This is a genomic window from Nocardia blacklockiae, assembly GCF_015477355.1.
GTDB lineage: Bacteria > Actinomycetota > Actinomycetes > Mycobacteriales > Mycobacteriaceae > Nocardia > Nocardia blacklockiae.
This window is the reverse complement of the sequence record NZ_JADLRJ010000014.1, coordinates 12,619-28,673: the sequence shown is the minus strand read 5'-3', so window position 1 is coordinate 28,673 and position 16,055 is coordinate 12,619. Positions and strand designations below refer to the sequence as shown.

Genomic DNA, 16,055 nt, shown 5'->3' with positions numbered 1-16,055 from the left:
CGGGCTCGCTCAGCCGGCGACGGCGCCGCCGCCGATCGCCAGGAACACGAGGGCGATCGTCATCAGGAACCAGCCCGCGCCCTGCCAGATCGGCCAGGCCCCGCGCCGTTTCCACACCCGATAGGTCTGCGCGAACGCCCCGACCGTCCCGAGGACCAGCACCACGCCCGGCCCGGCGAGGATCGTCGCCCGCGCCGCCGTGTCGCAGAAGGCGGTGTCGGCGTCCGCGCACGATTCGCGGCGATCGGCCCACTGCACGATCGCCACGCAGACCAGCGCCGCGACGACGAGCACCGCGACGACATACCCGGCGGCCCGGCGATACATCCCGGGGTCGTGCCACCGCTTCTCGACATCGTCGACCATCCGAACCACCTCCTCTCGCCGTGACTACCCGTCGGCGCGGCGCGTACTCCGCGGCCGGTGTCCTCCCGCGTCAGAACAGTCCGCCACCGGCGCGCACGTGCTGGCCGGTGATCCAGCCGCCGTCGGGGGAGACGAGGAAGGCCACGACCCCGGCGATGTCGGCGGGCTCGCCGACCCGGCGCAGCGGGGTCTGCGCCGCCAGGGCGTCGAGCCGCGCGGTGTCGGCGCTGGCGAGCAGCGCGTCGGTGCGGGTCGCGCCCGGCAGCACGCTGTTGACCGTGATGCCGCGCGCGCCCAGTTCCACCGCGGCCGTCTTGACCAGCTGCTCGGTCGCCGCCTTGCTCGCCGCGTAGAGCCCGGCGCCCGGCCGGGCGGTGACCGTGGTGCCGCTGGAGATCACCACGATCCGGCCGCCGTCGCGCAACCGCCGAGCCGCCTCCCGCATCGCCAGGAACGTGCCGCGGGTGTTGACGCCGAACAAAAGATCGAAATCCGCGTCGGAGGCCTCGGCGAGCGGCGCGAAGCGGGCGATCCCGGCATTGGCCACCAGCACGTCCAGCCCGCCGAAGCGTTCCTCGGCGGCGTCGAACAGGCGCCGCGACTGCGCGGGGTCGGCGACGTCGCCCCGCACGGCCGCGGCCCGCCCGCCCGCGGCCGTCACCTCCGCGACCAATTCCGCCGCGGCGTCGGCATTCTCGCGATAGTTGACCACGACGGCCGCCCCGTCCGCGGCGAGCCGGCGGGCGACCGCCCGTCCGATACCGCGCGAGCCCCCGGTGACCAGTGCGACCGTCATACATCCTCCATAACGTGAGAGATCGTCGATAGTCGAGATGCTCGACCAATTGGTCGAGGATGTCAACAGTCGATGCTCTACACTGGTGGCCGTGAGCGGCGGAGCGACCGATCTGATGGCGGCGGTGATGACCCTGCACCGGGAGACGTCGGCGCTGTACGCCGAGACGGCGCGGCGCTTCGAACTCACCAGTCAGCAGACCCAGGTGCTGTGCCTGCTGGACCGGCATCATCCGTCGTTCGGTGAACTGGCGACGCTGCTGGGCTGCGACAAGACCAATGTCACGGGCGTGGTGGACCGGTTGCAGCGGCGCGGGCTGCTGGCCCGCGAACCCGACGCGCAGGATCGGCGGATCACCCGGATCGTGCTCACCCCCGCGGGCGCGGAAATGCGTGCGCGGGTGCGGAAGTCGCTGTCGGCGGCAATCGCGGAGCGTTTTCCCGCGCTGGTCGCGGCGGACCCGGAGCGGTTCGCGCCCTTGGCCGACCTGCTGGACGACTGAGGCGGGAAGAGTTCGGCCGTACGGCTGTCACCGGACTATATGTATACGTATACTACCCACATGTTCGATCCTGTGAGTCTCGTCGTCGGCGCCGGACTGGTCGGTGTCGGCTGGGCCTGCGGGCGGCTCGGCAGGCGGCGCACCGGCGCGGTGCGGCGCCAGCTCGCGACCTGCGGCTGCGGCCACGACCTGGCGATGCACGACCGCGAGTCCGGCAGCTGCCACGCCGAAACCTTCCGCAAGACCGGCTACGGCATGCGGGCCTGGTCGGCCTGCACCTGCCGGCGCTACACCGGCCCGACGCCGCTCGAAGACGTCTTCGCCCCGCCGCTGCTGCCGCCGACGAACTGATCCCGGTCAGCGGCGGCCGCGGGCCAGGACGGCGGCGATGCCGTCCAGCACCACGTCCAGGCCGAACCGGAAATCCTCCTCGGCGATGTCCCGGCTCGGCTCGCCGGGGTCGGAGAAGGGTTCGGCCGCAAAGAGTTTCGCCGCGTACGGGAACCGCTCCGCGTCGACCAGCGCGGCCAGGGTGGCGCCGTACTCGGCCTCGATCTCGGCCTGCCCGCGCTCGCCGCGACCGGCTCGCATCTGCTGATCCTGCAGACAGGCCTGGCGCACATAGCCGTCCAGCGGCATCAGCAGTCCCAGCTTGGTGAGCTCGTCGAGATCCGCGCCGCGCAACGCGCGCAATTGCACATCGACCCAGCCGATCTGGTGCGGGCCGCGCGGTGGCCCGGACAGCGGCACCTGTAGCAACCAGCCCCGCCGGGCATAGCGCTCGCGCAACGCGACCGCGCAGTCGGTGAGCGCGGCGCGCCAGCGGGCAGGCGGGCGGCGCACCTCGGGCGGGGGACCGAGGGCCTGATCGGTCATCAGCTCGAGCAGCTGTTCCTTCGACCCGACGTGCCGATACAGCGCCATCTTCGTGAATCCCAGTGCGCGCGCCACCTTTTCGAGAGTCACCGCGGCCAGGCCGTGCTCGTCGGCGAGCTGCACCGCCGCGGTGACGACGGTGTCCACATCGAGTTCCGGCGGGCGGCCCGGCCGGTGCGGCGCGGGCAGCCGCCACAGCCGCGCCAGGTCGGCCGGGACCGCCGGGGCCTGTTCGTCGCTCATCCTCGCTCTCCTCGCACGGAATCCATCCTGGCATCCACGGTGTCCTCAAGATAGTATCCCTCGGAAAGTATCTATCGGATATTAACTCTGCGGCGCGTCGCCGCCGGGAGGGGAACGATGACTCACCAGCGCATACACGATGTCGACGCGCTGCGCGGTTTCGCGCTGCTCGGCATCTTCCTGGTCAATATCACCTTCATGGCCTCCGGGTATCCCGGCAATCTCGTCGCCGACCCGGCGTACTCGGGCGTGCTCGACGACGCGGTGCGCTTCGCGCTCGAAATGTTCGTGAGCATGAAGTTCTACGTGCTGTTCTCGTTCCTGTTCGGCTACAGCTTCACCCTGCAGATGTCCGCGGCGGCGCGGGCGGAGGCGGCGTTCGTGCCGCGGATGCTGCGGCGGATCGCCGGCCTGTTCGTATTCGGCGTGCTGCACACGGTGTTCCTCTACGGCGGCGACATTCTGACCACCTATGCCGTGGCGTGCCTGTTCCTGCTGTGGCTGCGGGGCACCGGCGATCGGAAGGCGCTGCGGATCGCGGCCGGGATCTACGCCGTCGTCCTGGTGGCCACCTTCGCGGCGGGACTGTTCGTCGACACGTCGTCGTTGCTGCCCGACGGCGACCAGGCGCGGGCCGCCGGGGCCGAGCAGACCGCCGCGCTGCTGGGCGGCTGGGGCGACATCCTCGGCGAACATCTGTCCGGGCTCGGACTGCTGGTGGCACAGGCGCTTTCGCTGCAGGGACCGACCGCGCTGGCGATGTTCCTGCTCGGGATGGTCGCCGGGCGTCGCGAGCTGCTGGCCCGGGTGCGCGGCGACGAGCCGGTGCTGCGCCGGATCCGATGGATCGGCTATCCGCTCGGCCTGGCCGGTGGGCTGGTGTACGCGCTGGGCGGGGGACCGAGCAATACCTTCACCGCCCTGGCGGGCATCGCAAGCGCGCCGCTGCTGAGCGCGGCGTATGTCGCGACGCTGCTGCGGCTGATGCACCGTCCCCGCACCGCGTGGCTGCGCAGCGCGCTGGCCCCGGCGGGCCGCATCGCCCTGACCAACTATCTGGCGCAGTCCGCGATCGGCCTGCTGATCTTCACCGGAATCGGCTTGGGCGCGGCGGGTTCGGTGTCGCCGGCCGGACTGGTCGTGCTCGCCTGCGCGGTGTTCGCCGGTCAACTCGCCGTCAGCGCCCTGTGGCTGCGGCGATTCCGCTACGGCCCGGCCGAGTGGGTGCTGCGCGCGATCACGATCGGCCGCATTCCGACCCGTGCCGAAACAGCGCCCGCGCGGGTGTGAGGGTTGCCGCGAGGCGCGAAAGTCGTGCCGAAACAAGCTGCGGGGTAGCGCTATTCGGCGGGCTTGTCAGCGGTGGCGGGGTTCGTCCGGATGCTGGCGCGGCCCGGGGCAGGTAGGTTGTCGATCATGCGTACCGAGGGAGATACGTGGGACATCAAGACCGGTGTCGGGTCGACCGCGCTGTTCGTGGCCGCCGCGCGCGCCCTGGCGGGTGACGAGCCGGGAGCCTTGGCGGAGGATCCGTTCGCCGAGGACTTCCTGCGTGCCGCGGGTGCCGAGTGGTCGGCGCTGCTCGACGGCGAGGCGCCCGGACATCCGCTCACCGAAACCGAATTCGGCAAGGATTTCCAGGAGTATCAGGCCGCCCGCACCAAATATTTCGACGACTACACCCGCGAGGCCGGGGCCGCCGGCGTGCGGCAGGTGGTGATCGTGGCGGCCGGGCTGGACGCGCGCGCCTACCGGCTACCGTGGCCCGACGGCACCGTCGTCTACGAACTGGACCGGCCGCAGGTGCTCGACTTCAAGCGCGAGGTGCTCGTCGGCAACGGTGACGAACCGCGCGCCGACCGCCGCGAGGTCGCGGTGGACCTGCGCGAGGACTGGCCGCAGGCGCTGCGCGACAACGGGTTCGACCCCGCCGCGCCGACGGCCTGGCTCGTCGAGGGCTTGATCATCTATCTGCCCGCCGACGCGGTGGAGCAGCTGTTCGAGACCATCCACTCGCTCAGCGCGCCCGGCAGCCGCGTGGCCGTCGAGCAGATGGACCTGCTCCCGGAGTCGGCCGCGGCCGCGCTCGCCGAGCACCCCGACCAGACCGAACACGCTCGCAACGAATGGATCCGGCTGATCTACAACGAGCCGCGCAGCGAGGCGGCGGCGTGGTTCGGCGCCCGCGGCTGGACCGCCGAGCGGGTCGACGTGCCGGACTACCTGCGCGCCAACGGCCGCCCGGCCCCCGGCCTGGAACCGTCCGACGGGCTGGTGTCGACACTGGTCAGCCTGGTCACCGCGGTGCGGCCCTGAGCGCTCCGAGAGTTACTGTCCGATAACCGTATTCATGATGGTGCCGGCGCTGGTGGCCAGGACGCCGCCGACCAGGGCAGGGCGAGGCGCCGTCGCGGTCGCGGGCGATGATGAAGGAAGCCGCCGACTCGCTGTAGCGAGCGCCGGCCCGCCGGGGTCGAGTGCGCGCCCACGCGGAGCGCGCACCCGAGCCGGGCGATCGGCGAGACCGCGTGTGCGGCCGCGCCGGTATTACTGCCGAATGAAACTGGACGCGATACGCCAGAATGCTTCCGGCTGCATCGCGTCGAAATCCCAATCGTTCACCTGTGCGTGCGCGGTGGTGACGATGCGATCGATATCGAAATCGTCCCGCGTGGCCGCGCCGGTCGACTCGACCGCGTTGATGACGAATCGGGTCGCGGTTTCCCGCGAGTAGTGATGCTGCTCGGTCCGGTCTCTATCCATAAGTCCGAGTCGGCCGAGACCCATTGGCTGGTTCATACGAGCCCCTGACGCCAGGCCGTGAGGAAACCGATGGCGCGGATTTGACCTCCGGTTCACCTGACGGCTCACTGGTAGTCCCCTGTACTGCCTTGCAGGTCGAGTTTAGGGCGGTGTAGCGAGCATATGCAAGTGCATCTGCAACATCGAATATGCACTGCCAGAGTGCTTTTCGAGTGCTGGTTGGTTGCTATTCGGTGCCACGCCACCCGGTGGATGGGAATTTCACAACATTGCGACAGTGTTTACCGGCGTGCTACATGCGATCTGGATTGCGGCGATGGTGTCGGAACGGTATTCGCCCGTTCCCACTGTACTGATCTTGGTGTCCGGTTCCAAGTATTTGCGGGGGCGCGCCGGAAGCGGTCGGTGGCCTGCGAAGTCGGCGAAATCGATGGTCCGCGGCGGGCGTGTCGGCGCGGCCCATCGGCAATCGCGAAGGGAGCGAAGCGTTTTCGCTCAGTGCCCGCCCGGATCGCGCAGGCCGCCGGCCCGCGCCCGGATCCGCCGGTGTTCCACCATCACGAGCGCCGCGCCGCCCAGCAGGCAGACCACGGTGACGATGACGCCGACGATCGCCCAGCCGTTGAAGCCGTAGCCGGCGGCGGTGAGCGTGCCGGCGAGCGCGACGAGGCCGACGGCCACCAGCGTCAGTCCCGGCCAGTTGCGGGCGTCGGCCACCGACTCGCCGGCGCGCGAGCGGCTGGTGCGTTTCGTGTCGGGGGAGTAGCGGCGGCGCCGGCCGGAACCCGGTGCGTCGGAAAAGGTGGCGGAGTCTTTCGAAGTGCCGGACATCAGCACTGTCCTTCCTGTGTGGTGAGCTGGTGCGCGCGGCCCGTCACGTCGGACAGCAGCCGATCCCACCGGCGCACGAATTCGGCGATGCCGAAATTGGCCTGGGCCCAGTGCCGCGCCGATTTCCCGGTGATCTCGGCGAACACCGGTTCGGCGAGGAACTGGCGCACGGCCTCGGCGAGAATGTCGGGATCGGTGGACACCACCCCGGCGTCGGCCGGAATGGCCGTGGCGGTCTCGGTGGTGCCGACCGCGACGATCGGCATCCCGAGGTACATCGCCTCGATCACCGACAGGCCCAGCGAGGTCCAGCGCGGAGTGTGCGCGAAGACGCGGTGCCGGCCCAATTCCCGGTGCAGCGCGGTCTGTTCCAGCTCGCCCATCCCGCACACCCGGCCGGGCGGGCGTTCCACCGCCAGGGCCGCGTCCTCGGTGTCGACGCCGAAGACGTCGACGGGCGCCGCGTCCGAGAGCGGGCCGAGCAGATCGGTGCCGGTGATGCGCCCGCGGCGCACCGGCTCGTTGACGATCGTGGCCACCCGCGCCAGCTCGCCGGTGTACCGGTGCCCGGGATCGGGGACGCCGTGCGGTATCACCTCGGTCGGGCAGCGCCCGTTGTCCCACATCAGCCGATTGAAGTGGGTGACGTGCACGAGCGGGATGTCGGTGCGGTCGGCCAGCGGGTGCCGGGTGAGCGCGGCGTGCTCGCGCGGCGTGTTGTGCTCGACGTAGACGGCGGGCACGTCGACGCCGGGCACCCGGCCCAGCCACTCCCGGGCCAGGTCGAGTTCGCCGGGGCGCTGCAGCACCACCACGTCGACCTCGGTGTCGCGGAGGTCTTCCGGCGCGACTTCGACGACGCGGTCGGGCCACGCTCTGCCCGCGCGTCCGAGCCCCCATTCGCCCAGCGCGGGATCCGTCGGCAGCAGACAGCGGTGCGGGCCCTGCGCGAACGAGGTCGTCCAGGGCCCTTGGACGTGCCAGACCAGCACGTTCAGCGGTGCTGCGCGCGAATCGGCGGGAGCGCTCATATCCGCCGGATGCCCGGGGACCGCGCACTGAAACCGGGGGCCTGGTGTACGCGGGGATCGGCCGGGTAGGCGGGGGAGAGAGTCGCCCGCGCGGGCGGCCCACCCACGATGCGAGGAGGTACCGATGACCACCGCACGCGACCTCATGACCCCGGATGTCCAGTGCGTCCGATCCAGCGACACCGTGGCCGACGCGGCGCGCCGGATGGCCGAACTGGATGTCGGCGCGCTGCCGATCTGCGGCGAGGACGGCCGGTTGAAGGGCATGCTGACCGATCGCGACATCGTGGTGAAGGTGGTCGCGCGGCGACTGGACCCGCTCGGTGTCGACGCCGGCGAACTCGGCCAGGGCCCGCCCGTGGTGGTGCGGGCCGACGACGACGTGTCGGCGGTGTGCGAGGTGATGTCCGAGCATCAGGTGCGCCGCGTCCCGGTGCTGGACGGCGACCGGCTGGTGGGCATCGTCGCGCAGGCGGATGTGGCTCGGGCCCTGGGTGATTCGCAGACCGGCCGGGTGGTCGGCGCCGTCTCCGCGGAGTGACGCCTCAGCGTGTCGCGGCGGCTCCGTCGGCGGCCAGCGCCGGTGTGCGGGCGTCGTCGTGCGGGGCGAGTTCGTAGACGGCGAAGGCGGCGTGGATCACGGGTTGCGCGACATTGCGGACCCGGACCCCGCCCGGCGTGGTGCCGCTCTCGCAGCCGGCGTGCGCGTGGCCGTGCAGCGCGAGGTCTACCCCACCCTGGTCGATCGCCTCGCCTAGCAGGTACGAGCCGAGGAACGGGTAGATCTCGCGGGGTTCGCCGTGCAGGGTGTCGCTGACGGGCGAGTAGTGCGTGAGTGCCAGCGTCACATCGGTGTCCAGTCCCCGCAGAGCGTCGTGCAGCGCGTCGGCGAGATCGACGGTGTGCGAGGCGAATTCGCGCATGATCCGCTCACCGAAGACGCTGGCGCACTTGCCGGCGAAACCGCCGCCGAAGCCCTTGGTGCCCGCCACCCCGAGCGTGTGCCCGTCGATGGTGAGGGTGGCGGCGGTGCCTTCGAGGACGGTGATGCCGTGGTCGGTGAGCAGCGCGGAGATCTCGTCCTGCGCGTCGCTGTGGTGGTCGTGGTTGCCGAGCACCGCGAGCACCGGCACCGCCAGGTTCTCGAATTCCGCGGCGACGACGCGCGCTTCGTCCAGCGTGCCGTGCCGGGTGAGATCGCCGGCGAGCAGCAGCACGTCGGCGCAGCGGGGCAGCTCGTTCAGGGCCGGGCGCAGCTGCCCCGCCGAGTCCGTGCCGAGATGGACGTCGCCTACCGCGGCTATGCGCATGATGCATCCTCCTGTGGCGGAACGGTGTACGGTGCGGGCCGGACGGACGCGCTCATCGGTCCAGGTGCTCGGTGGCGGTCGGGGCCGCGTTGCTGGTGACCCGGACGTCGTTGTGCACCCGCAGTTTCGGCACGTGCTCGCGCACGACGTCCTGTAGCTGTTCGCGGCACTGGGCGCTGGCGACGTCGCCGCTGAGCACCACCGCGTCGCCCCGGATCGTCACGTGCACACCGAGTTCCGCGGTGCGCGGGTCCTCGGCGAAGGCCCGCCGCAGGTTCGCCACCAGATACTGCGGCAGCATGTCGCTGTCGGGATCGGTCATCATGTCTCCTTTGTTGCTGACACCCAGATCGTCGAGGAGACCCAGGAACGCGCGCGCGTACGGCGACATCTCGGTCTCCTCCCGCACCCGCGGCCAGTCCACCTGCTCGCGCAGCGCGCGGGCGATGCACAGCAGTCCGGTGAGATCGAGACGGTGCGGATCGAGCACCATGACCTTGTCGACCATCAGATCGGTGGCGCTGACCACGGGCGCCGCGGTGGGACCGATCCGCATCCACGTCGTCCGGCCGAACAGCGCGTCGTTCACGGAGCGATAGTTGGGCCGGAAGATCAAGTCCACCAAGGTGTCTCCATCGTAGGCCTTGGTCAGCCAGTCCTCGGGCGGATCGACCGGACGCAGGCCGATGTCGGTCAGGGTCCGGCGCGCGCGGTCGACGTCGGCGGGCTTGACGAAGATGTCGACGTCGTGGTCCGAGGGCGGCCCGCCGCGCGCGTACACCGCGCAGCCGCCCGCGACCGCGAACGGAACCTCACTCGCCAGCAGCGCGTTGGCGACCCGGGTCAGGGTCTCCAGCAGCTGGTCGATGGTCTTCACCATGGTGAGGACCTACCCTGCGAACCGTGGGCTAATCGCCGGCGGCCGCCGCCGGGTGGGTGGCGGGACCCTCCAGCAGCGTCCCGTCCGGGGCGAAGCGGGACCCGTGTAGCGGGCAGTCCCAGGTGTGTTCGGCGTCGTTCCAGCACAGGACGCCCCCCAGGTGCGGGCAGACCGCCGAGATGCGGCGGGTCCGGCCGTCGACGGTGCTGACCGCGGTGGGCGACAGGCCGCGGCGCTCGACGCGGCCGGTGCCCTCCGGCGGTGCGGCGTCGCTCGCCTTGGCGGCGAGGGCGCCGGCCCAGCCGGTCGAAAGGCGAAGTCCCACAGCGCCGTTGTCGCGCAGAAAGGTGGGCAGCCCGGCCAGCTCGCGCGGGCCCCAGGTGGTGAACACCCCCGCCCACGGCGGCCGTTCGCCGGCGATGTCGGCGGCGAGGACGTGGGCGGCCGCCACCGCGTTCGTCAGCCCCCACTTGGCATAGCCGGTGGCGACCAGGATGCGGTGATTGCCGGGCAGGATCGGCCCGGCATAGGGCAGCTGGGCGCCGGCCCGGTAGTCCTGTGCCGACCAGCGGTACACCGGTTCGGCGGAGGGGAACCAGGTGCGCGTCCACTCGACCACGTCGTCGGCGTGGGCGCGGGCCGCGGTGGTGCGGCCGACGGGATGTCCGCTGCCGCCGACCAGCAGCAGGGTGCCGTCCTCGGTCGGGGCGTAGCGGATCGAGCGGGTGGGATCGTCGGCGCTGAGGTACATGCCGCCCGGGATCGGCTCGGTGACCCGGAACGCGGCGGCGTAGGAGCGTTGCGCGGTGACCCGGGCGAAGAAGCCGCCGCGGTCGAGAATCGGTGTGCCCGTGGCGAGTACGACGGTGCGCGCGGCCACGTCGCCGCGGTCGGTGTGCAGCACGTGGTCGGCGCCGGAGTCGCCGCCGCGGCCCCGCACCCGGGTCTCCTCGAAGATCGGCACGCCGCGGGCGTCGAGATCGGCGGCGAGCGCGTCGATCACCTCGATCGCGTCGAGCTGGGCCTGGTCGTCGAGCCGCACCGCGCCGTGCACCGGGAAGGGGACGTCGAGGTCGTCGACGAAGCGGGTGGGCAGCCCCGCCTTGCGGGTGGCGTCGAGTTCGGCGCGGAGCAGGTCGGTGCCCTCGGGCGTCTGCGCGTAGGTGTACGCGGGCTCGCGCTGCACTGCGATCGCGTGGTCGTCGCAGTAGCGCAGCAGCCAGTCCATGCCCGCGCGATTGGCCGCCAGGTAGTCGTGCAGGGCGCGGATGCCGTGGGTGCGGCTGATCGAACCGGCGCGGGTGCCCTGCAGCAGGCTGACCTTGCCGGTGGTGTTGCCGGTGGTGACCGCACCCAGCCGGCGCGCCTCCACGACCGCGACGCGCAGGTCCCGCTCGGCCAGCAGCAGGGCGGTGGTCAGCCCGGTGAGGCCGCCGCCGACCACCAGCACGTCGAAGCGCTGACCTGGGGTGAGAGGCGGGCGAGCGGGTGGACGGGGTCGGCGCAACCAGATCGAGGTCATGCGTCCGGATAGCCGGGAGGGGGTCGGTGAAACGTCGGTGGCCGGGTACCCGCCCGAGTTGCCGATTGGGCGGCACCCGGCCGGGTAAGCGACGAGTACGACGCGACCTGTCCGACCGGCGTCGGCCGGCGCCGGCCGCACCCGACAGCGAAAGGGACGATGATGCCGAAGACAGATCAGCGAGGGGCGCCCAAGCCCACCGAGTTGCCGAGCACGCTGCGCAAGTCCGACGAGCACGCGCAGCGGATCTTCGCCGAGACGCACGATTCGGCGCTGCGCGAGTACGGCAGCGAGCAGCGGGCGCACCGGGTGGCCTACGCCGCGCTCAAGCACTCCTACGAGAAGGTCGGCGACCACTGGGAGGCCAAGGAGCGCCGCGGGCCGTCCGACGAACGCGCCGAGAGCGGCGGCCCGAACGCGTCGGGCGAGACCGCCGAGGGCGTGGACGCCAACGCGTCCAAGCGGCACCTGCTGGATATCGCCGGGCGGCTGGAGATCTCGGGCCGCTCGAAGATGACCAAGGACCAGCTCGTCGAGGCCATCGAGAAGTACAACCGCCGGGCCCGGTCCCGCGGTCGCGGCAAGCGGACCCCGGCATGACCGCCGCCGGTGCCGCGGACAGCGCACCGGCCGGAGGGGACCAGGCGTGGAATTGGCAGGCGCGGCACGAAACTCGGACCGAGCGGTTGGATCGCAACTGGTCGACGCTCATCCAGGAGACCCGCGTCGTACAGACCGGTGTGCAGCTGCTGACCGGGTTCCTGCTGACCCTGCCGTTCCAGGCCAAGTTCGACGATCTGCTCTCGCGACCCATGCGGTGGCTGTATCTGGCCACCGTGGCGGCGTCCATCGCCGCGACGGTCTTCCTGGTCGCTCCGGTGGCGGCGCACCGCATCCTGTTCCGCCGGCACCGGCTGGGGCGCGCGGTGGCCGCCGCGCACCGGTTCGCGCTCACCGGGCTGGCGCTGCTGGGCATGGCGCTGACGGGTGTGGCGGTGCTGATCTTCGACGCCGTGGCCGGTGCGGTGGCCGGGGTGGTGGCGGGGACGGCCTTCGCGCTGCTGTTCGTCCTCGTGTGGGTGGCGCATCCGTGGCATCAGCGCCGACAGACCGGTCCGTCCGGCCAGCAGCCCTGAGCGTGGTCTGAAACACACTGTTGCGCAGTGTGTTTCGGTCGCGAATGCCCGGGTAGGCCGAAAACGTCAGTGATACCGACATTCTGGAGGTGAATGTCATGTCCGAACACGACAAGGGTGGCGCTCGCGAAGGCCTCGAGGGAGCGGTCGAGGGCGTCAAGGGTAAGGCGAAGGAAACCGCCGGCGCCCTGCTCGGCAACAACGAGCTGCGCGAGGAGGGCCGGTCCCAGCAGGATCGGGCCGACTCCCAGCGCGAGGCGGCCAAGCGCGAGGCGCAGGCCGAGAAGGAGCGGGCGAAGGCCGAGGCCGACGAGCAGCGCCAGCGCGCCTACCAGCGCGGGGACCGCTGACCCCGGCGTCCTTCTCCGTCAGAACCACAGTTGCCCGGCGACGACGCCGGGCAACTGCTGTGTGTGCACCCGTTCGCCTCGCCGCGTGTGAGCGCCGCGGGCCCGGGTACGCGCAGGGGGAACCGTTCCCGGCACGAGGAGCAGGGCATTCGTTCGAGCACACGAGGTCCGTGACGGCAGTGAGGAGTGGTACCGGTGGCGAACGCGAGCGATCTCGAAGCCGTCGACGCGTGGTGGCGGGCGGCGAACTATCTGTCGGTGGGTCAGCTGTACCTGCTGGACAATCCGCTGCTCGCCGAGCCGCTGCGGCCCGAGCACCTCAAACGCCGGCTGCTGGGCCACTGGGGCACTGTGCCGGGACTGACCCTCACCTACGGGCACCTGAACCGGCTGATCGTGCGCGACGGCCGGTCGGTGCTGTTCGTCGCCGGGCCCGGCCACGGCGCGGCCGGGGTGAACGCCGCGGCGTGGCTGGAGGGCAGCTACGGGCAGCGGCACCCGGCCGCGGCCCGGGACGCGGCGGGGATGCGAGAGTTGTTCCAGCGCTTCTCCTTTCCCGGCGGTGTGCCCAGCCATGCCTCGCCGCACCTGCCCGGTTCCATCCACGAGGGCGGTGAACTGGGGTACTCGCTCGCGCACGCGACCGGTGCGGCGCTGGACAATCCGGAGCTGACGGTGGCGTGCGTGATCGGCGACGGCGAGGCCGAGACCGGGCCACTGGCCGCGAGCTGGCACGCGCCGGCGTTCCTGCATCCCACCCGGGACGGCGCGGTGCTGCCGATCCTGCACCTCAACGGGTACAAGATCGCCAATCCGACCGTGCTGGGCCGGATGCGCCGCGACGACGTCACCGCGCTGCTGGCGGCGCACGGCTGGGCGCCGACAGTGGTGGCCGGGGACGATCCCGCGAAGGTGCACGAGCAGTACGCGGCCGCGCTGGACAGCGCCTTCGAGCGGATCGACGAGATCCGCGCGGGCGCCGATCTCGCGCGGCCCATGATCATCCTGGCGACGCCGAAGGGCTGGACCTGCCCCGCCGAGGTGGACGGCGAGCCGCTGGAGGGCACCGCCCGCACCCACCAGATTCCCTTGGACGCGGCGTACGACAACCCGAATCACCGTGCGCTGCTGGAACATTGGCTGCGGTCCTACCGCCCCGAGGAATTGTTCACCGCCGCGGGCGATCCCGTCGCGCGGGTGCGCGCGCTGTGTCCCGACGGGGAGCTGCGGATGAGCGCCAATCCGCTCGCCCACGCCCGCGACAGCGTGGACCTGCGGCTGCCGGACGTGACGGCACACGCCGTGGACGTCGGCGAGCCCGCCACCCGGCAGGCGGAGGCGACCCGGGTGCTCGGGCAGTATCTGCGCGACACTCTCAGCGCCAATCCCGACCGCATGCTGTTCTTCGCCCCTGATGAGCACGCCTCCAATCGCCTCGACGCGATCTTCGAGGTGACCGGGCGGCGCTGGCAGCTCCCGGCCGGTCCGCCCGACGAGCGGCTGACGCCCGACGGGCGGGTGTTCGAGGTGCTCTCGGAGCACCTGTGCCAGGGCTGGCTGGAGGGTTACCTGCTGACCGGGCGGCACGGGGTGTTCTCCACCTACGAGGCGTTCGCGCACATCGTCGACTCGATGGTGGTGCAGCATGCCAAGTGGCTGCGCGAGGCGTCCCAATATCATTGGCGCACACCGATTCCCAGCCTCAACTACCTGGTGACCTCGCACGTGTGGCGGCAGGACCACAACGGCGCCTCGCACCAGGATCCGGGATTCATCGACCACGTGCTGAGCAAGCGTCCGGAGGTGGGCCGGGTGTATCTGCCGCCCGACGCCAACTGCCTGCTGCACGTGTTCGACCACTGCCTGCGCGGGCGCGGCCGGGTCAACGTCGTAGTGGCGGGCAAACAGCCCGCGCTGCAATACCTTTCGAGCGAGCGCGCCGCCGAGCACTGCACCCGCGGGCTCGGCGTGTGGAACTGGGCGAGCACCGCCGGCGCCGGCGAGCCGGACGCGGTGCTGGCCTGCGCCGGCGACGTGCCCACCCAGGAGGCGCTCGCCGCGGCCGCGCTGTTGCGAAAGCTGGTGCCGGACTTGGCCATCCGTTTCGTCAACGTGGTCGATCTGGGGCGGTTGTTCCCGCCGGACCGGCACCCGCACGGCATCCCCGACCGCGAGTACGCCGAGATCTTCACGGCCGACCGGCCGGTGGTGTTCGCCTTCCACGGCTACCCGTGGCTGATCCACCAGCTCACCTACCGCCGGCCCGGCCACGACCAGCTGCACGTGCACGGCTTCCACGACAACGGCACCACCACGACGCCGTTCCAGATGTGCGCGATGAACGGCATCGACCGCTACCAGCTCGCCCTGGCCGTCCTCGAGCGGGTGCCCCGGCTCGGCGATCGGGTCGGCGAGCTGCGCGACCAGCTGCTGCACCGGCTGCACGCCAACACCGTGCACGCCGAGCACACCGGCACCGACCTGCCGGAGATCACCGACTGGACCTGGCCCGGAGACGCGGATCACCATTGAAACCGGTTTCATACCCGGGTATATCTGCCTGCAGGAACAAGATCGGTCGCGGGTGCGACGGGAACGGGCAGGACGTGGCGCGGTGAGCGAATCGTACGGGTACTTCGATGCCGAGGGCGCGGGCTTCACGCCGCGTCCCGTCGCGGCGAGTCAGTGGTCCGCGGACCAGATCGTGGGCCCGGCGCTGTGCGGGCTGCTGGCCCGGGCGCTGGAGAACGACCACGGCGCCGACGGATTCGTGCCGGTGCGGCTGACGGTGGACCTGTTCAAGCCCGCTCGCATGCGGCCGCTGACGGTGACGACGAGCCTGGTGCGCGGCGGCAACCGGATCCGTCTGGCCGACGCCGCGGTGGTGCAGGACGGCGCTCCGGCGGCCCGCGCGTCGGTGGTGTTCCTGCGGCCCTCGCAGGACCCGCCGGGCGCGATCTGGACCCGGGACGCGCGCCCGCTCGCGCCGCCGGCCGAATACTCGCTGCCCGGCGACGGCCCGGCCGCGCCGATGTGGCACAGCGACGACTCCGAGAAGTGGTCGCGAGTGCCCTCCGAACACGAGAACGCCAGCCGCAAGCGCAGCTGGCAGCGTCCGCTGCGGGTGGTCGCGGGCGAGCCGCTGTCCCCGTTCGTGCTCGCGTCGATGGCCGCCGAACAGACCAGCATGGTGACCAACTGGTCCGACGCCGGCGTCGGGTTCATCAACACCGATCTCACCGTGGCGTTCGCGCGCCTGCCGCGCGGCGCGGAGATCGGCCTCGAGGCCGACAACCATCTGGGCGAGCGCGGGATCGCGGTCGGTACCGCGACGCTGTTCGACCGGCACGGCCCCTTCGGCAGCGCGATGATCACGGCCGTGGCCAACGCGGCCCGGCAGATCACCGCCGGTCACCTCGACGGCGTGATCGCGGCCGCCGGCGGCTGAC

At 71.4% G+C, this 16,055-nt stretch carries 19 protein-coding genes; 10 read left to right on the top strand and 9 right to left on the bottom strand.

Going from position 1 to position 16,055, the window contains the following annotated elements; genetic code table 11:
• Positions 1-9: 9 nt before the first annotated feature.
• Positions 10-366, bottom strand: coding sequence for a hypothetical protein (locus IU476_RS30105; protein ID WP_195105685.1), 357 nt, complete (start codon positions 364-366; stop codon positions 10-12).
• Positions 367-436: 70 nt separating this feature from the next.
• On the bottom strand, positions 437-1,162 hold the full coding sequence (locus tag IU476_RS30100) for an SDR family oxidoreductase (RefSeq protein ID WP_195105684.1): 726 nt from the start codon (positions 1,160-1,162) through the stop codon (positions 437-439).
• Positions 1,163-1,253: 91 nt separating this feature from the next.
• Between IU476_RS30100 and IU476_RS30095 the strand changes: the two genes are divergently transcribed.
• Both IU476_RS30095 and IU476_RS30090 read left to right on the top strand, forming a co-directional pair.
• The gene (locus IU476_RS30095) at positions 1,254-1,664 is read left to right on the top strand and encodes a MarR family winged helix-turn-helix transcriptional regulator (RefSeq protein ID WP_324194433.1); all 411 of its coding nucleotides are present in this window, start codon (positions 1,254-1,256) and stop codon (positions 1,662-1,664) included.
• 60 nt (positions 1,665-1,724) lie between these two features.
• Complete coding sequence (locus IU476_RS30090; RefSeq protein WP_195105682.1) at positions 1,725-2,015, top strand: hypothetical protein; 291 nt, start codon at positions 1,725-1,727, stop codon at positions 2,013-2,015.
• A gap of 6 nt (positions 2,016-2,021) precedes the next feature.
• On the opposite strand, the gene IU476_RS30085 is transcribed toward IU476_RS30090, so the two are convergent.
• Positions 2,022-2,783 carry a TetR/AcrR family transcriptional regulator gene (locus IU476_RS30085; protein ID WP_195105681.1) on the bottom strand — a complete coding sequence of 254 codons (762 nt, stop codon included), beginning with the start codon at positions 2,781-2,783 and terminating at the stop codon, positions 2,022-2,024.
• Between the two features lie 117 nt (positions 2,784-2,900).
• On the opposite strand from IU476_RS30085, the gene IU476_RS30080 reads away from it, so the two are divergent.
• Positions 2,901-4,073 carry a DUF418 domain-containing protein gene (locus IU476_RS30080; protein WP_195105680.1) on the top strand — a complete coding sequence of 391 codons (1,173 nt, stop codon included), beginning with the start codon at positions 2,901-2,903 and terminating at the stop codon, positions 4,071-4,073.
• Between the two features lie 126 nt (positions 4,074-4,199).
• Positions 4,200-5,099, top strand: a complete 900-nt coding sequence (locus IU476_RS30075) for a class I SAM-dependent methyltransferase (RefSeq protein ID WP_195105679.1) — start codon at positions 4,200-4,202, stop codon at positions 5,097-5,099.
• 231 nt (positions 5,100-5,330) lie between these two features.
• Here the strand turns inward: IU476_RS30075 and IU476_RS30070 are convergent, their stop codons facing one another.
• The 3 genes from IU476_RS30070 to IU476_RS30060 all read right to left on the bottom strand — a co-directional run bounded on the left by IU476_RS30070 (position 5,331) and on the right by IU476_RS30060 (position 7,408).
• Complete coding sequence (locus IU476_RS30070) at positions 5,331-5,546, bottom strand: hypothetical protein (protein WP_228824561.1); 216 nt, start codon at positions 5,544-5,546, stop codon at positions 5,331-5,333.
• Positions 5,547-6,041: 495 nt separating this feature from the next.
• Positions 6,042-6,377 carry a hypothetical protein gene (locus IU476_RS30065; RefSeq protein WP_228824560.1) on the bottom strand — a complete coding sequence of 112 codons (336 nt, stop codon included), beginning with the start codon at positions 6,375-6,377 and terminating at the stop codon, positions 6,042-6,044.
• Complete coding sequence (locus tag IU476_RS30060) at positions 6,377-7,408, bottom strand: glycosyltransferase (RefSeq protein WP_228824559.1); 1,032 nt, start codon at positions 7,406-7,408, stop codon at positions 6,377-6,379. The genes IU476_RS30065 and IU476_RS30060 overlap by 1 nt, the downstream gene beginning before the upstream one ends.
• 124 nt (positions 7,409-7,532) lie before the next feature.
• Here IU476_RS30060 and IU476_RS30055 point away from each other — a divergent pair, with 124 nt between their 5' ends.
• Entirely contained in the window at positions 7,533-7,949 is a 417-nt protein-coding gene (locus IU476_RS30055) for a CBS domain-containing protein (protein ID WP_195105678.1), read from the top strand.
• A 4-nt stretch (positions 7,950-7,953) separates the two neighbouring features.
• Here the strand turns inward: IU476_RS30055 and IU476_RS30050 are convergent, their stop codons facing one another.
• The 3 genes from IU476_RS30050 to IU476_RS30040 are packed head-to-tail and all read right to left on the bottom strand — an operon-like array spanning position 7,954 to position 11,120.
• Positions 7,954-8,718, bottom strand: coding sequence for a metallophosphoesterase family protein (locus tag IU476_RS30050; protein WP_195105677.1), 765 nt, complete (start codon positions 8,716-8,718; stop codon positions 7,954-7,956).
• Positions 8,719-8,770: 52 nt separating this feature from the next.
• Positions 8,771-9,598, bottom strand: coding sequence for a nucleotidyltransferase family protein (locus tag IU476_RS30045; protein ID WP_195105676.1), 828 nt, complete (start codon positions 9,596-9,598; stop codon positions 8,771-8,773).
• Between the two features lie 28 nt (positions 9,599-9,626).
• A complete protein-coding gene (locus IU476_RS30040) occupies positions 9,627-11,120 on the bottom strand; it encodes an FAD-dependent oxidoreductase (protein WP_195105675.1) in 1,494 nt (497 codons plus the stop codon).
• Between the two features lie 162 nt (positions 11,121-11,282).
• Here IU476_RS30040 and IU476_RS30035 point away from each other — a divergent pair, with 162 nt between their 5' ends.
• The 5 genes from IU476_RS30035 (at position 11,283) to IU476_RS30015 (ending at position 16,054) form a co-directional block, all read left to right on the top strand.
• Positions 11,283-11,720 (top strand): ChaB family protein, encoded by a 438-nt coding sequence (locus IU476_RS30035; RefSeq protein ID WP_195105674.1) that lies wholly within the window; start codon positions 11,283-11,285, stop codon positions 11,718-11,720.
• A complete protein-coding gene (locus IU476_RS30030) occupies positions 11,717-12,256 on the top strand; it encodes a DUF6328 family protein (RefSeq protein WP_195105673.1) in 540 nt (179 codons plus the stop codon). The genes IU476_RS30035 and IU476_RS30030 overlap by 4 nt, the downstream gene beginning before the upstream one ends.
• Positions 12,257-12,354: 98 nt before the next feature.
• Positions 12,355-12,606 (top strand): microaggregate-binding protein 1, encoded by a 252-nt coding sequence (gene mbp1, locus IU476_RS30025; RefSeq protein ID WP_195105672.1) that lies wholly within the window; start codon positions 12,355-12,357, stop codon positions 12,604-12,606.
• 186 nt (positions 12,607-12,792) lie between these two features.
• A complete protein-coding gene (locus tag IU476_RS30020) occupies positions 12,793-15,138 on the top strand; it encodes a phosphoketolase family protein (protein ID WP_195105671.1) in 2,346 nt (781 codons plus the stop codon).
• An 82-nt stretch (positions 15,139-15,220) separates the two neighbouring features.
• Positions 15,221-16,054, top strand: coding sequence for an acyl-CoA thioesterase domain-containing protein (locus IU476_RS30015; protein WP_195105670.1), 834 nt, complete (start codon positions 15,221-15,223; stop codon positions 16,052-16,054).
• Position 16,055: the final 1 nt, after the last annotated feature.

Excerpts from the sequence above, each read along its gene's own strand:
- IU476_RS30085 (WP_195105681.1), bottom strand. The coding sequence starts at position 2,783 with ATGAGCGACGAACAGGCCCCGGCGGTCCCGGCCGACCTGGCGCGGCTG.
- IU476_RS30070 (WP_228824561.1), bottom strand. The coding sequence starts at position 5,546 with ATGGATAGAGACCGGACCGAGCAGCATCACTACTCGCGGGAAACCGCG.
- IU476_RS30030 (WP_195105673.1), top strand. The coding sequence starts at position 11,717 with ATGACCGCCGCCGGTGCCGCGGACAGCGCACCGGCCGGAGGGGACCAG.
- IU476_RS30050 (WP_195105677.1), bottom strand. The coding sequence starts at position 8,718 with ATGCGCATAGCCGCGGTAGGCGACGTCCATCTCGGCACGGACTCGGCG.
- IU476_RS30075 (WP_195105679.1), top strand. The coding sequence starts at position 4,200 with ATGCGTACCGAGGGAGATACGTGGGACATCAAGACCGGTGTCGGGTCG.
- IU476_RS30065 (WP_228824560.1), bottom strand. The coding sequence starts at position 6,377 with ATGTCCGGCACTTCGAAAGACTCCGCCACCTTTTCCGACGCACCGGGT.
- mbp1 (WP_195105672.1), top strand. The coding sequence starts at position 12,355 with ATGTCCGAACACGACAAGGGTGGCGCTCGCGAAGGCCTCGAGGGAGCG.
- IU476_RS30080 (WP_195105680.1), top strand. The coding sequence starts at position 2,901 with ATGACTCACCAGCGCATACACGATGTCGACGCGCTGCGCGGTTTCGCG.
- IU476_RS30035 (WP_195105674.1), top strand. The coding sequence starts at position 11,283 with ATGCCGAAGACAGATCAGCGAGGGGCGCCCAAGCCCACCGAGTTGCCG.
- IU476_RS30090 (WP_195105682.1), top strand. The coding sequence starts at position 1,725 with ATGTTCGATCCTGTGAGTCTCGTCGTCGGCGCCGGACTGGTCGGTGTC.
- IU476_RS30100 (WP_195105684.1), bottom strand. The coding sequence starts at position 1,162 with ATGACGGTCGCACTGGTCACCGGGGGCTCGCGCGGTATCGGACGGGCG.
- IU476_RS30045 (WP_195105676.1), bottom strand. The coding sequence starts at position 9,598 with ATGGTGAAGACCATCGACCAGCTGCTGGAGACCCTGACCCGGGTCGCC.
- IU476_RS30040 (WP_195105675.1), bottom strand. The coding sequence starts at position 11,120 with ATGACCTCGATCTGGTTGCGCCGACCCCGTCCACCCGCTCGCCCGCCT.
- IU476_RS30060 (WP_228824559.1), bottom strand. The coding sequence starts at position 7,408 with ATGAGCGCTCCCGCCGATTCGCGCGCAGCACCGCTGAACGTGCTGGTC.
- IU476_RS30105 (WP_195105685.1), bottom strand. The coding sequence starts at position 366 with ATGGTCGACGATGTCGAGAAGCGGTGGCACGACCCCGGGATGTATCGC.
- IU476_RS30055 (WP_195105678.1), top strand. The coding sequence starts at position 7,533 with ATGACCACCGCACGCGACCTCATGACCCCGGATGTCCAGTGCGTCCGA.